The organism is Bradyrhizobium sp. (assembly GCF_049519115.1).
Taxonomy (GTDB): domain Bacteria; phylum Pseudomonadota; class Alphaproteobacteria; order Rhizobiales; family Xanthobacteraceae; genus Bradyrhizobium.
The window spans coordinates 47653-61812 of the sequence record NZ_JBEKRB010000002.1; the positions used below are offsets into that span (position 1 = coordinate 47653).

The window sequence follows — 14160 nt, forward strand, 5'->3', positions numbered from 1 at the left end:
CCACGTCTTTGTCGCGCAGAAAAGAAAAAGTAAGACGTGGATGCCCGGCACAAGGCCGGGCATGACAGAGAAATAAGAATCCGCGACTTACAGTCCCAGATACGCCTTGCGCACGTCCGGATTGCTCTTGATCTCGTCGGCGGTGCCCTGCATCTGCAAGCGGCCGGTTTGCAGGATGTAGGCGCGGTCGGCGATGTCGAGACATTCGGCGATGCGCTGCTCGACGATCAGGACGGTCACCCCGGTATCGCGGATGCGCCTCACGGCCTGAAAGATTTCATCGACGAGTTTCGGCATGATGCCCTGCGAGGGCTCATCCAGCATCAGAAGCCGTGGCCGGGTCATTAGCGCCCGGCCGATCGCGAGCATCTGCTGCTCGCCGCCGGAAAGAGTCTCGGCGCGCTGATCGAGCCGCTCGGAAAGCCGCGGAAACAGCTTGAACACCAATTCGAGCGGTTGTTCACGATCCGACTTGCCGCGATAGAGATAGCTGCCAAGCCGCAAATTGTCGCGCACCGAGAGCCGCGGAAACAGCCGGCGATTTTCCGGCACATAGGCGATGCCGCGCGCGGTGATCATGTGCTGCGCCATGCCGTCGATGCGGTCGCCGTCGAAGGTGACACTGCCGGAACGCGGCCGCTCGGCGCCCGCAATTGTTTTCAGTAGCGTCGATTTCCCGGCGCCATTGGCGCCGGCAACACAGACGACTTCGCCCTTCTCGACCTCGATCGAAACCTGCGAGATCGCGACCAGCCCCTGATAGGCGGTGGTGACTTCATGCACTGACAGCATGACGATCCCCAAGATAGGCGCTAATCACTTTCGGATCGCGAACGACGTCGGTGGGCTTGCCCTCGACCAGGACCTTGCCGAGATCGAGCACGATGGCGCGATCGACCAGCGGCATCACAATTTCCATGACATGCTCGACCATCAGTACCGTGACGCCGGTGGCGCGCACCTTTCGAACCAGCTCGACGCCGGTCTGGGCCTCGATCGGCGTCAGCCCGGTGAGGACTTCGTCGAGCAGCAGCAGTTTCGGTTCGGTAGCGAGCGCGCGCGCGACTTCGAGGCGGCGCTTTTCCGATGGAATGAGCTGGCTCGCCAGCGTATCCGCCCGCGCCGCCAGCCCGCAGAATTCCAAGACCTCATGGGCCTTGCGGCGAGCCTCGCGCATCACGGTGGTGCGGATCAGCGCGCCGACGATGACGTTGTCGATCACCGTCATGGTCTCGAAGCTCTTCACCACCTGAAAGGTGCGTCCGACCCCGCGTTCGCAGCGTTCGGCGGCCGACAGGCCGGTTACATCCTCGCCATTGAGGATGATCGAGCCTTGTGAGGGCGTGTACACCCCGGCGATCAGATTGAACAAGGTCGACTTGCCGGCGCCGTTGGGGCCGATCAGCCCGACAATCTCGCCGCGCCCGACCGAGATCGAAACGTCGCTGTTGGCGACAAGGCCACCGAAGCGCTGCCAGATGCCTCGGGTTTCAAGGAGCGGGGTTTCGAGCAACGCGGTCATCGGGGCGCTTCCCTGCGCCGCGGTGAAAACAATCCGACCAGGCCTTCGGGCCGCGCCAGCGAGATCAAAACGATCAGCGTGCCGTAGACGATCAGATCAACGCCGCGGCCGGAGCCGCCGATGAAGGAGCGCGTCAACTCGGTAAGCGGAATGAGGATGACGGCGCCCAGCACCGGTCCCCACAGGGTGCCGATGCCGCCCAACACCGCAGGCAACGCCATCAACAGCGAGAACTGAAACCCCATGACGCTTTCGGGGTCGATATAAGAGACGAATTGCGCGTAAAAGCTGCCGCCGATCGCGGTGAGAAAGGCCGAGACCGCGGCCGCACCCATCTTGGAGTTGAACACCACCACGCCCAGGCTTTCGGCGGCATCCGGATTATCCTTTACCGCGCGCCACCAGTAGCCCCACTTGGAATCCTCCAGCCACCAGGTCACGAGCCAGGCGACGCAGGCAAGCGCGAGCGCAAAATAGAAGTAAGGCAGCTTGCTGCGGACGAACTGGAACTTGAGCCAGCTGTCGCCGCGCACGGGAATGTCGATGCCAAGCGCAGCGCCGGCCCAATCCCAGTTCTGAAACAACAAAAGCGCGGTCTCGGCAATCACGATGGTGGCGATGACGAAATAATGCCCCCGCAAACGGAAGCAGGGATAGCCGAGCGCCATCGCGATCACCGCCGAGATCAGGCCGCCGCCGAGCATGCCGAACCACGGCAGCACGCCGAACTTGGTGAAGAGAAGCGCGGTGGTATAGGCCCCTAACCCGAAATAGAGCGCATGCCCCAGCGAGATCTGCCCGCAATAGCCGGAGAGGATGTTCCAGCTTTGCGACAAGGCCGCGTACATCAGGGTCAGCACCATGATGTTCTGGACGTAGACGTCCTTGACGAACAGCGGAACGATCGCCGCGATCGCGGCAAAGATCGCGGCAATGATGAGATCGCGACGGCGGCGCTGGGCGAAGGCCGTATCCATCACATCGACCCGAACAGGCCGCGCGGCCGGACGAAGACCACGAGCAGATAGACCGCGTAAATCCCGACCGATTTCAGCGACGGCGGCAGGATCAGGGCGGTGGTGGCCTCGACCAGGCCGACAACCAGACCGCCGGCAAAGGCGCCGAACACGCTGCCGAAACCGCCCAGCGCCACGGTGACGTAAGCGATCAGCGCAAAGGACGCGCCGACATCCGGGTAGATATAGAAGAAGATCGCCATGATCGCGCCGGCGAGCCCGACCAGCGCGGCGCCGAGGCCCCAACCGAGCGCAAACACCTTGTTCTTGTCGATGCCAACCAGCGCCACCGCGCCGGCATCTTCGCGCGTCGCCTCAAGCGCCCGCCCGAAGTCCGTGCGATTGATGAAGAAATAGAGCGCGACGAAAGCAGCAATGGCCACCAGTGCGCCGAACAGCTGCGGCACCGGCAGAAAGATGCCCCCGATCGAGATGGTTTTGCCGCCGAGCCAGGAGTGCGTGATGCTGCGATAGTCCGGCGTGAAGAAATATTGCGCGAGCCCGCGCATGACGATCGCAAGCCCGAAGGTCGAAAAGATCTGCACCATGCCGGCATTGGCCTTGGCGCGGACGGCAAACCGCACGATCAAAAGATAAACCGCGGCCCCGAATACGAACAGCGCCGCCGCCACCAGCGGCGCGGCCAGCAAGGGATCGATCGCGAAGAACGCGAACAGAAAGAACGTCGCATACATCGCGATCATCAGAAATTCGCCATGGGCGAAATTGACGACGTCCATCAGCCCGAAGATCAGCGCAAGCCCCACGGCGATCAAGCCGTAGAGCAGCCCCATCAAAAGGCCGCTGGCGAGACTTTGAATGATGGTCTCAGCGGTCACGCCCCCTGCCCCCGTTCCCTATTACTTCATCGGCCATGTGGCTTCAGCGACGGCCGCCTGCGGCGGGAAGATGGTGACGAACTTGCCGCCGGTATATTGCAGCAACACCGGATCGGCGTCGTTGTTCTGGCCAGTCTCGTCGTACTTCACGCGCTTCCACGGCATGATGGTCTGTTCGCCCGGAATGTCGGTTGCCGCCAGCGCGTCGCGGATCTTCTCGCCGTCAGTGGATTTGGCGCGGTTGATGGCATCGGCCATCAGGATCAGCGCCATGAACTGCCGCGACGAATAGTCGTTGAAATCCTTGCCCGACTTTTCCTTGAACATGTCGTTGATCTTGCCAACCATCGGCCGCTTCTGCGCCAGGTCGAGCGAGAAGGTACCGCGCGAGATCACGCCTTCGAGTTTGTCGCCGACCGCGTCATACAGCGCCTTTTCGGAGAAGCCGGCGTCCTGCGCAACGATCGCCGGCGGCTTGTAGCCGAGCTCGCCCATGGTCTTGACCAGGAGAATACCGTCGGTGGTGTAGCTCGAGGGCATCAGCACGTCGGCATTGGCGGCCTTGAGTTGCTGCACCTCGGCCGAAAGCGAGGGCGAGTTCGCCCGGTATTTGACGTCGGACACGATCTTGTAATTGCGCTCGGCGGCCAACTTCGACTGGGCGTTGCCGGAGTCAGTGCCGAAGATCGTGTCTTCGTGGAACAGCGACAGGGTTTCGATCTTGGTGCCCTTCTTCTTCATGGCGTCGAAGAAGTCGAACATGGCCTTGGAATACATCTCATCATGCGGCGATGCGCGGAAATAGAATTTCAGGCCACGGCGGTGCAGGCTCGGCGAAGAATTATCGGCCGACATGAACGGGGTCTGATAGCGCTCGCAGGTCTGGCTGATGGTGACGGCGACCGCGCTTTGATAGCTGCCGATAATGGCGCAGACCTTCTCCTGGGTGATCAGGCGTTCGGCCTCGGCCCGGCCTTTCTGCGGATCGGCCTGGTGATCGGCGAAAACAAGACGCACCTTGGCGCCGCCAAGACCGGGCAGGCCCTCGCCGCGCGCCAGCGGCAGATCGAAGTCGAAGTTCTTGTTGATGAGCTCGGCCGCGGTCTCGAAAGCTTTCTGCGCATCGACGCCGATCTGGGCGCTCGCGCCTGACAGCGGATAGATCACACCGATCACGACTTCGGAGGTCTGCGCACGGGTTGCTACCGGCAACAGCGCCGCACTCGCGGTGGCCCCTAGCAGAACATTTCGGCGGGAGATGGTCATTGGAGAATCCTCTGTACGGCGGCTATCGATGAAACAGGTGAGCGTAAAGCCCGAAAGAACAGCACAAACTGCCGCCCATTACAGCACGGCAAGATCCTTGTTGTGCAGGTCCGTCACCAGCATCAGGCCCGGCGCATGCGTGATAGCAAATGGCACCTTCGCCGCGGCGATGACCGCCTGCGGTGTGACGCCGCACGCCCAGAACACCGGAATTTCGTCGGGGGCAACCGGGACCGCATTGCCGTAGTCGGGCCTGGCGATATCGGCGATGCCGATCGAATGCGGATGGCTGAGATGGACCGGCGCGCCGTGCACCGAAGGAAAGCGCGAGGTGATCTGCACGGCGCGGATCGCCTGGGCTGGTCTGAAAGGGCGCATCGAAACGACCATAGGGCCCGAAAACGGCCCGGAAGGCTTACAGGCAATATTGGTCCGGTACATCGGCACACGAACCTTGCGCTCGATATGGCGGATCGGCAGCCCTTCGGCGATCAGCGCTTCCTCGAACGAAAACGAGCAGCCAAGCACGAAGGCGACGAGATCGTCGCGCCAATGCGACATGATGTCGGTCGGTTCTTCCACCACCTCGCCGTCGCGCCAGACGCGGTAGCGCGGCACATCGGTTCGGATATCGAGGTCGAAGCCGAGCGACGGAATTCGGGGATCGCCGACGTCGGACATGCCGATGATCGGGCACGGTTTGGGGTTGAGCTGGCAGAAACGGTGAAACGATGCCGCGAGCTTCTCCGGCAGGATCGCGAGATTGCCCTGAACAAAACCGCCTGCGACCCCGGCGGTGGACTCCGCCATGCCGGAGCGGTAGACGAGCCTCGCCTGACGGCTTGGAAGCACGTCTTCACCCTCTCGGAATGACGGGACTGCCGCAGAAATAGTCATGATGTCGTCCTGCCTACGATCTCGACATCAGTGAAACCCACGCGTACTATAAAGTCTAATCTTACTTTTTAATCGGTTTGGATAAGCCAAGCTTATCGATTGGATGGTGGTGGTGGTGTGGCGGTTCAAAAGTCTGCACCTCTGCCGCCGCAAGTTCGTCAAGCGGACTTTCTGAACCAAAGCCACACCCCAGTAATAAAGTTACTAGTGTTCCTTTGATTCCGAAGTTCGCAAACGTGGGGCCGCGCAGTGATGCGAACTTCGGAATCGGAACACTAGATGGTGGACTTCAAGTCGATCGAGACGTTCCTGTGGGTGGTGACGCTCGGTAGCTTCCGTGGGGCCGGCCAGCGCCTCAACACCACCCAACCGGCGATTTCGCAACGGATCGCCCAGCTCGAACGCGAGATGGGGGTGAAGTTGCTGAACCGCGACCATCGCGTGGTCTCGCCGACCCCTAGCGGCCGGCAAATGATGCTCTACGCCGAGAAACTGATCAGCCTCCGCGCGGAAATGATAGCGGAAGTCGGCGACCGCTCGGCGATGCGCGGCGTGCTGAGGCTTGGGGTCGCCGAAACCATCGTGCACACTTGGCTTCCGCAGTTGATCAAGAGCGTCAACACCGCGCATCCGAATCTGTCGTTGGAAATCGAAGTCGACATCACGCCCGATCTCAGCACGCGCCTGCTCGCGCAGGAAATCGACCTTGCCTTTCTGGTTGGGCCGCTGTCGGCATCCGGTGTACGTAACCGCGTCCTATGCGATTATCCGATCGGCATTCTCGCCAGCCCTTCGCTGGGCCTCGGCTACAAAACCCTTAAAGTACAGGATCTCGCAAAGTTTCCGATCATCACCTTCCCGCGCAGGTCGCAACCATACGAGATCGTTCGTTCCCTGTTCAATCGGCCCGGGCTGTCGCCAATCCGATTGCACGCCAGCGCCTCGCTCGCCACCGTGATCCATATGGCGGTCGAAGGGCTGGGCATTGCCGTGATTCCTGCCTCAATCGTCGAAAACGAATTGGCGGATGGACGGCTTCAATTGCTGTCGACCGACCTCAAAATCCCGCCTTTGACATTTTCTGCGAGCTGGCTTGAGTCGCCCGACATGCTCGCAGTCGAACGTGTGGTCGATCTCGCTGCCAAAATCGCGCAAGGCAGCGCCGCGATTATGGAGACCCCTGACGTTGACGCGCCCCGTCCAGTGGTCCAATTCTAACATTCGCAAAAGTGGCCGTTAAGACGGACCACTGGCGCGCACCATCATCACCGGAACAGCTTCATGACGACAGCCGCATCCAACATGCAAATCGATTCCGCCCGGCTCTGGGACACGATTCACGAAACCGCGAAATTCGGCGCCACGCCGAAGGGCGGCGTGCGGCGACTGACCCTGGGGCCTGAGGACAAGCAGGTGCGCGACTGGTTTCGAAAGGCCTGCGAGGCCGCCGGCCTCGAGGTGCATGTCGATGCGCTCGGCTCGATGTTTGGCTTACGCAAGGGCCGCGACATGTCGAAGCTACCGATCGGGCTCGGCTCGCATCTGGATACGCAGCCAACCGGCGGCAAGTTCGACGGCGTGCTCGGCACTCTCGCTGCGCTCGAAGTCGTCCGCACGCTCAACGACGCCGGCATCGAGACCGAAATTCCGATCTGCATCGCCAACTGGACCAATGAGGAAGGCTCGCGCTTTGCACCGGCGATGATGGCGTCCGCCGCTTACGTCGGCGATTTCACCACCGACGATATCCTGTCGCGCAAGGATGCCGAGGGCGTGAGCGTCGGCGAAGCGCTCGACAGCATCGGCTATCGCGGCGACAAGCCGGTCGGCTTCCAGAAATTCTCCGGCTTTGTCGAATTGCACATCGAACAGGGGCCGATCCTGGAGGCCGAAGGCAAAACCATCGGCGTGGTCGATTCCGGCCAGGGCGTGTTGTGGTACGACGGCAAGATCACCGGTTTCGAGAGCCATGCCGGCTCGACGCCGATGCAACTCCGCCGCGATGCGCTCGCGACCTTGTCCGAGATCGTGCTGGCGATGGAGGCGATTGCAATAAAACACGGCCCCAAGGCGGTCGGCACCATCGGCGAAGCCGTGATTACCAATCCCTCTCGCAACGTCATTCCCGGCGAGATCGCCTTCACCGTCGACTGCCGCAGCGCGGATGCCGCGATCATGGACGCGCTGAACTCGGATTTGCGCGCCGCCGTCAAGGAGATCGCGGCCCGGCGCAAGGTCGACGTTGCGCTCGACCTGATCTGGCATAAACCGCCGACCCATTTCGATCCCAAACTGGTCGATGCGGTGGAAGACGCCGCCAGGAAGCTCGGTTTCTCCCATCGTCGCATCACTTCCGGCGCCGGTCACGACGCCTGCAATCTCAATACGAAGATTCCGGCCGCCATGGTCTTCGTGCCGTGCAAGGACGGCATCAGTCACAACGAACTCGAAGACGCCACGCAGGCCGACTGCACCGCCGGCGCCAACGTTCTGATGCACACCGTGCTGGCGCTCGCCGGCGTCGCGTCCTAATGCTCCGATTCCGAAGTTCGCAAACTACCGCGGCAACCATTTATGCGAACTTCGGAATCAAAAGGAGCACTAGCAAATTACTAGTTTCTAGTGCGGTTTGGAATTTGAGGTTCCTATGACGAGATTGCCGCGAAACTGATAGGAACCTCAATTCACCGCACCAGGTGCGGCCGAATTCTAAAACAAAAGGAGATGTCCGTGCGCGGGGTTTTTGTCGATGCCAACGGATCGCTGGCGAATATTTTCGAACGGCAGAACAAGGCCGGCGACCCGGCCGTGCATGTCAACCGCAACGCAGACATCAAGTCGGAAGACATGCCGGCTCTGCTCGGCGGCGCCGAGATCGTAGTGATTGATCACACATCATTGCCGACCGATGTCGCCAAGCGCTGCACCGGCCTCAAGCATGTGGTGTTTCTGGGCACCGGTGCGCGCAGCTACATGAACCCCGATCAACTCGCCGAGCTCGGTATCGAAGTTCACCTCATCAAAGGCTATGGCGACACGGCGGTGGCTGAATGCGCGATCGCGCTGATGTGGGCGGCGGCGCGCGGGATCGCGAAAATGGACCGCGAGATGCGTGCCGGAAACTGGCTGCGCGAAGACGGCATGCAGCTCACCGGCAAGACGCTCGGCCTGATCGGCTTCGGCGGTATCGCGGCGGAAGTCGCACGCATCGCGGTTGGCAGCGGCATGAAAGTGATCGCCTGGAACCGCTCACCGAAGCAATTTGCCGGCGTCGAATTCGTTTCGCTCGAGGTGCTGCTCGCGCAAAGCGACGTCGTCTCGCTGCATCTTCTGCTCAACGACGAGACCCGCGGTTTTCTGTCGCGCGAGCGCATCCACGCGATGAAGCCGGGCGTCATCCTCGTCAACACCGCACGCGCGGCCATGGTCGACGAGGCCGCGATGATCGAGGCGCTCAAATCGGGCCATATCCGCCACGCCGGGCTCGATGTCTTCAACACCGAGCCGTTACCTGCCAATCATCCGCTGACCGAAATCCCGAACGTGACGCTGTCAGCGCATTCGGCGTTTCGCACGCCGGAAGCGAGCGAAAACCTGATTCATACGGCGTGGGAGCATTGCCGGCGGATCGCGAAGGGGAGCTAAGCGCAACCTGGACATTTAACCCGTCATGCCCAGCCTCGTGCCGGCATCCACGTCTTCGCGACAGAGCAAAAGAAAGACGTGGATGGCTGGTCAAGCCCGGCCATGACGTAGAGCAGTAGCTAGGCCGCCCTACTCCACCATCTCCGCGACCGCTTTGCCGCAAGCCGTAGTGTCGGCATTGCCGCCGAGGTCGCGGGTGCGCAGTGTGCGTTCGCCGAGCGTGCGCTCGATCGCGCTGACGATGGCGTCGGCGGCCTGTTTCTCGCCGAGATGCTCCAGCATCATCGCGCCGGACCAGATCATGCCGATCGGATTGGCAATGCCCTGCCCCGCAATGTCCGGCGCCGAACCATGCACCGGCTCGAACACCGACGGAAAATTGCCTTCCGGATTGATATTGCCCGAAGGCGCAATGCCGATCGTGCCCGTACAGGCCGGGCCGAGATCGCTCAGGATATCGCCGAACAGGTTCGAACCGACCACGACGTCGAACCAGTCCGGATGCAGCACGAAATTCGCGGTCAAAATATCGATGTGGTACTTGTCCCACTTCACCTTGGGATAGTTCGTGGCCATCGCCTCCACGCGCTCGTCCCAATAGGGCATCGTGATCGAGATGCCGTTGGATTTCGTCGCCGAGGTCAGATGCTTTTTCGGCCGGGATGCTGCGAGTTCAAACGCAAACTTCAGAATCCGATCGACGCCGGTCCGCGTCATCACCGTCTGCTGGGTAACGAATTCGCGCTCGGTATCCGGGAACATCCGCCCGCCCACGGATGAATATTCGCCTTCGGTGTTTTCCCGCACTACCCAGAAATCGATGTCACCGGGCTGGCGGCCCGCAAGCGGCGACGGAACGCCCGGCATCAACCGCACCGGGCGAAGATTGGCGTACTGATCGAACTCTCTCCGGAATTTGATGAGCGAGCCCCACAAGGAAATGTGATCGGGAATTTTCGCCGGCCAGCCGACCGCGCCGAAATAGATCGCGTCATGCTTGCCGATCCGGTCCTTCCAGTCGTCCGGCATCATCTGGCCGTGTTTTTCGTAATAGTCGTAGGAAGCGAAATCGAAATGATCGAAATGCACGGCCACGCCGTGTTTCTTTGCCGCCGTCTCGATGACGCGCAAGCCCTCCGGCGTGACCTCCTTGCCGATCCCGTCGCCGGGAATGACCGCGATCCGGTATTGCTTTTTTTCCTTGCTCATCGAGAATTCCCTTCGGGCTTGGGCCGCTTTGGTAAAGCGATTTCGTGTTGGGATTGCAATGGACCAAAGTCTTCCCACGCGCAACGGTGCAGTGCAATGTTGACCGCTGCGCCGGCCGCAGCCTAAGTGAAATACCCCTCACCTTCACCCCAATCCAGCGAGCGATCCCATGGACCTTCATCTGCGCGGCAAACGCGTCCTCATCACCGGCGCCTCGAAGGGCATTGGCGCGGCCGCGGCCGAAGCCTTTGCCGAGGAAGGCGCTCATCTGCTGCTGGCCGCCCGCAGCGGCGATCAGCTCAAGGCGCTGGCAGAGCGTCTGCGCTCAGCGCATCAGATCGACGCCGCGACTATTGTGACCGACCTGCGCAAGCCGGAAGACATTACCCGGCTGGTGAAAGAGGCGGCCGATATCGACATTCTCGTCAACAACGCCGGCGACATTCCCGGCGGCTCGATCGACAAAATCGATGAGGCGACCTGGCGTCATGCCTGGGAGCTGAAGGTGTTCGGCTATATCAACATCACGCGCGCGATCTATGCGCAGATGAAGGCGCGCGGGCGTGGCGTGATCGTCAACGACATCGGGGTGGCCGGCGAGAAATTCGATGCGAACTATATTTGCGGCTCTACCGGCAACGCCGCGATCATGTCGTTCACCCGCGCGCTCGGCGGCAAGAGCCTCGCCGACAATATTCGCGTCGTCGGGATCAGTCCGGGTCCGGTCGGAACCGATCGCCATGTCACGCTTTTGAAGACCCGCGCCAAGCACCAGTTCGGCGACGAAAACCGTTACAAGGAATTCCAAAAAGGTTTGCCGCACGGCCGTCCCGCGCATCCGCGCGAAATCGGTGACCTGATGGCGTTCCTGGCCTCCGACCGCTCCGCCTATACTTCGGGCGTGATCTTCACCGTCGACGGCGGCATCGCAGCGGGCTGGGGCTAAGGCGTTTCCCGCTACAAACACCGCAACCGAAGCGTTGTCATGGCCGGGACGAGCGCGGGCATGACGGGGATATAGCTGCCTAAACCCGCTCGACCACCTGCCGGACCATCGCGGTGATTCGTCCGGTCGGCGACGCCAGTTCATCCATGATGGTGAAGTGGTTGGTGCCGGGAATTTCCTCGTAAATTACCGGCGAGCCGGATCTGGCGCGATGGCCTGCGAAGTCGGCGGTCTGTTTGCGCAACAGCGGCAGCTCCGCGCCGCCGACGGTCAAAGCCATCGGTTTTGTCGCATCTGTCGGTAACAGCATCGGCGAGTTGCGCCGGGACATCGCCTCGTCGAGACCGAGCTTGACGTTGAGATAGGAGTGGCGGATTGGCTCGAGATCGTAGATGCCGCTGATCGCCACACCGCCCTTGATGTGAGGATTCATCATCGCCATCGCCGTCAGATGCCCGCCGGCGGACCAGCCGGAGGCCACGAGCCGTTTGGCATCAGCCCCAAGTTCAGGCAAACGACCGGCGAGATAATCGATCCCCGTATGAATCTCCGCCACGATCTGTTCGAGGGTCGCCTCGGGCGCGAGCGTATAGCCGATCAGTGCGACGTTGATGCCGTGCGCCATGGGACCCGCCGCAAAGCGCGTAAAGGCAGACTTCGAACGCATCTGCCAATAGCCGCCATGAATAAAGAGCAGCGTCGGCGCATTCGGCTCCCGCGATTTAAGAAAGTCGATACGGTTGCGCTCGCGGGGACCGTATTGAAGATCGAGATGCGCGCCATGCGCGGTGCGCATTTCCGCCGAAAGCTTTTCCCAGCCTTCGACCATGTTCCCGCTGCCGGCGACCGCCGCGCCGTTGTTGAGACCGCTGTCGAGCGCCTGCTGGCTCAAGCTGCGCCAATCAAGCGCGTCGAATGGCGGGGTCATGGCTTTGGTCTCCGACTATCTGGCTAACGTCTCAGCCTTGTCGTAAGACGTTTTAAAGGGTTAGACAATCTGTCATCCAATACGGAAGACGGCGGACCTGCGGGGAGAATAAATGCCATCGGATCAGGCGCTCATACGGTCAACGGCGTGCGCGATCGTCGACCAGCTCAATTCCGGCGAAGTCACGCCGCTGGATTTACTGGGCGCGCTGGAGAACCGGATCGCCGAGATTGACGGCAAGACAAACGCCCTGCCGACCCTTTGCTTCGATCGGGCGCGCGCACAGGCCAAAGCGCTGATGCAGAAGCCCGTCGGCGAACGCGGCCTGCTCGCAGGCCTGCCGATCCCGATCAAGGACCTCACCAACGTCGCCGGCGTCAAGACCACACAGGGCTCGCCGATCTACAAAGACACCATCCCCGCTCATTCCGACATCGTCGTCGAATTGCTCGAAAGCAACGGCGGCGTTGTTTACGCCAAATCCAACACGCCGGAATTCGGCGCCGGCGCGCATACCTTCAACGAAGTCTTCGGCGCGACACGCAACCCGTGGAACACCTCGCGTTCGGCTTCCGGCTCTTCCGGCGGCGCGGCGGTGGCGCTCGCAACCGGCATGGCCTGGCTCGCCCATGGCACGGACATGGGCGGCTCGCTGCGCAACCCGGCGAGCTTCTGCGGCATCGTCGGAATGCGCCCGAGCATCGGCCGCGTGCCACATAGTCCGGCTTTCAAGATCGATCGCAACCTGACGGTCCACGGACCGATGGCGCGCAATATCGAGGATATCGCGCTGCTGTTAGACGCGATGAGCGGCGAACATCCCGCCGATCCGCTGTCGCTGCCCCGCCTGCCGACCTCGTTTCTGTCTGCCGCGCGTTCCGGCAAACGACCCAAACGCATCGCTTATTCGCCCGATCTCGGCATCACCCCGGTCGATCCCGAGGTCGCCGCGATCACGCGCAAGGCGGCTTCTCGTTTCGCCGAGGCCGGCGTCATCGTCGAGGAAGCCCATCCCGATCTGCGCGAAGCCCATGAATGCTTCCATGTGCTGCGCGCTTTCGACTTTGCGATCACCAAAGCCGCGCTGTTGCGCAGCAAACGCGAATATCTCAAGCCGGAAGTGATCTGGAACATCGAGGAAGGTTTGAAACTTTCCGTCGAGCAACTCGGACGCGCCGAAGCGCAGCGCGTCGCGATGGCGGCCCGCACGCTCGAGTTCTTCAAGACCTACGATCTGCTGCTGACGCCGGCGACAATTGTCGCGCCGTTCCCGATCGAGAACCGCTATGTCGCCGAATGCGCCGGCCAAAAGTTCGACAATTACGTCGAGTGGCTCGGCATCGTTTACGCCATCACGCTCGCCTGCTGTCCGGCGCTGTCGTTGCCGTGCGGGTTCACCGCATCGGGCCTGCCGGTCGGATTGCAAATGGTGGCGGCGCCGCGCGGCGAAGCGCCCTTGCTCGCGGGCGCGAAGGTATTGGAAGATATTCTGGGCGTGCGCGGCACCACACCGATCGACCCGAAAGCCGCACCGCAATAGGCGCGATCGCGCCGAAACACGAAAAGTAAATCGGCGATTTGGGTGCTGGTGAACGGCTCGTCCGCCGCTATAATCTGCTTCAAGAGAAGAACAAGTGCGCCGACTTGAAAAGCGCAGCCGGCGGGAGGAATCAGAATGTCAGGAAAGCTGCGAGTTCGCGTCGATCAAGACAAATGCCAGGGGCATGCGCGCTGCAACTCGCTCGCTCCTGAGCTGTTCGAGCTCGATACATTCGGCAACGCCCATGAAGTCGGCGACGGCACGGTGCCTGCGGGACTGGAAGACAAAGCGTGGCTCGCGCAATCCAATTGTCCCGAAATCGCGATCGACGTCATCGAAGAATAAACCGTTG

At 61.5% G+C, this 14160-nt stretch carries 14 protein-coding genes; 6 read left to right on the top strand and 8 right to left on the bottom strand.

Annotated features, from left to right (window positions below; all coding sequences use genetic code 11):
* Positions 1 to 87: 87 nt before the first annotated feature.
* From ABSE61_RS02070 to ABSE61_RS02095, 6 genes are all read right to left on the bottom strand, one after another.
* Positions 88 to 792 carry an ABC transporter ATP-binding protein gene (locus tag ABSE61_RS02070; RefSeq protein WP_423869403.1) on the bottom strand — a complete coding sequence of 235 codons (705 nt, stop codon included), beginning with the start codon at positions 790 to 792 and terminating at the stop codon, positions 88 to 90.
* Positions 776 to 1522 carry an ABC transporter ATP-binding protein gene (locus ABSE61_RS02075; RefSeq protein ID WP_423869404.1) on the bottom strand — a complete coding sequence of 249 codons (747 nt, stop codon included), beginning with the start codon at positions 1520 to 1522 and terminating at the stop codon, positions 776 to 778. The genes ABSE61_RS02070 and ABSE61_RS02075 overlap by 17 nt, the downstream gene beginning before the upstream one ends.
* Positions 1519 to 2499, bottom strand: coding sequence for a branched-chain amino acid ABC transporter permease (locus tag ABSE61_RS02080; RefSeq protein ID WP_423869405.1), 981 nt, complete (start codon positions 2497 to 2499; stop codon positions 1519 to 1521). The genes ABSE61_RS02075 and ABSE61_RS02080 overlap by 4 nt, the downstream gene beginning before the upstream one ends.
* The gene (locus ABSE61_RS02085) at positions 2499 to 3377 is read right to left on the bottom strand and encodes a branched-chain amino acid ABC transporter permease (protein WP_423869406.1); all 879 of its coding nucleotides are present in this window, start codon (positions 3375 to 3377) and stop codon (positions 2499 to 2501) included. The genes ABSE61_RS02080 and ABSE61_RS02085 overlap by 1 nt, the downstream gene beginning before the upstream one ends.
* 21 nt (positions 3378 to 3398) lie before the next feature.
* Complete coding sequence (locus ABSE61_RS02090; RefSeq protein ID WP_423869407.1) at positions 3399 to 4643, bottom strand: ABC transporter substrate-binding protein; 1245 nt, start codon at positions 4641 to 4643, stop codon at positions 3399 to 3401.
* A 78-nt stretch (positions 4644 to 4721) separates the two neighbouring features.
* Positions 4722 to 5540, bottom strand: a complete 819-nt coding sequence (locus ABSE61_RS02095; protein ID WP_423869408.1) for a putative hydro-lyase — start codon at positions 5538 to 5540, stop codon at positions 4722 to 4724.
* A gap of 279 nt (positions 5541 to 5819) precedes the next feature.
* Here ABSE61_RS02095 and ABSE61_RS02100 point away from each other — a divergent pair, with 279 nt between their 5' ends.
* The 3 genes from ABSE61_RS02100 (at position 5820) to ABSE61_RS02110 (ending at position 9185) form a co-directional block, all read left to right on the top strand.
* The gene (locus ABSE61_RS02100) at positions 5820 to 6758 is read left to right on the top strand and encodes a LysR family transcriptional regulator (RefSeq protein ID WP_423869409.1); all 939 of its coding nucleotides are present in this window, start codon (positions 5820 to 5822) and stop codon (positions 6756 to 6758) included.
* Between the two features lie 63 nt (positions 6759 to 6821).
* The gene (locus tag ABSE61_RS02105) at positions 6822 to 8072 is read left to right on the top strand and encodes a Zn-dependent hydrolase (RefSeq protein WP_423869410.1); all 1251 of its coding nucleotides are present in this window, start codon (positions 6822 to 6824) and stop codon (positions 8070 to 8072) included.
* A 198-nt stretch (positions 8073 to 8270) separates the two neighbouring features.
* Positions 8271 to 9185 carry an NAD(P)-dependent oxidoreductase gene (locus tag ABSE61_RS02110; RefSeq protein WP_423869411.1) on the top strand — a complete coding sequence of 305 codons (915 nt, stop codon included), beginning with the start codon at positions 8271 to 8273 and terminating at the stop codon, positions 9183 to 9185.
* 129 nt (positions 9186 to 9314) lie between these two features.
* On the opposite strand, the gene ABSE61_RS02115 is transcribed toward ABSE61_RS02110, so the two are convergent.
* Positions 9315 to 10394 (bottom strand): tartrate dehydrogenase, encoded by a 1080-nt coding sequence (locus tag ABSE61_RS02115; RefSeq protein ID WP_423869412.1) that lies wholly within the window; start codon positions 10392 to 10394, stop codon positions 9315 to 9317.
* A gap of 169 nt (positions 10395 to 10563) precedes the next feature.
* Between ABSE61_RS02115 and ABSE61_RS02120 the strand changes: the two genes are divergently transcribed.
* Positions 10564 to 11340, top strand: a complete 777-nt coding sequence (locus ABSE61_RS02120; RefSeq protein ID WP_423869413.1) for an SDR family oxidoreductase — start codon at positions 10564 to 10566, stop codon at positions 11338 to 11340.
* 79 nt (positions 11341 to 11419) lie between these two features.
* Here ABSE61_RS02120 and ABSE61_RS02125 read toward each other — a convergent pair whose 3' ends face one another.
* Entirely contained in the window at positions 11420 to 12268 is an 849-nt protein-coding gene (locus tag ABSE61_RS02125; protein ID WP_423869414.1) for an alpha/beta hydrolase, read from the bottom strand.
* 112 nt (positions 12269 to 12380) lie between these two features.
* Here ABSE61_RS02125 and ABSE61_RS02130 point away from each other — a divergent pair, with 112 nt between their 5' ends.
* Together ABSE61_RS02130 and ABSE61_RS02135 are read left to right on the top strand one after the other, a co-directional pair.
* Positions 12381 to 13808 (top strand): amidase, encoded by a 1428-nt coding sequence (locus ABSE61_RS02130; protein WP_423869415.1) that lies wholly within the window; start codon positions 12381 to 12383, stop codon positions 13806 to 13808.
* Between the two features lie 135 nt (positions 13809 to 13943).
* Positions 13944 to 14153: a ferredoxin gene (locus tag ABSE61_RS02135; protein WP_423869416.1), complete on the top strand. Its 210-nt coding sequence runs from the start codon at positions 13944 to 13946 to the stop codon at positions 14151 to 14153.
* Positions 14154 to 14160 lie beyond the last annotated feature (7 nt).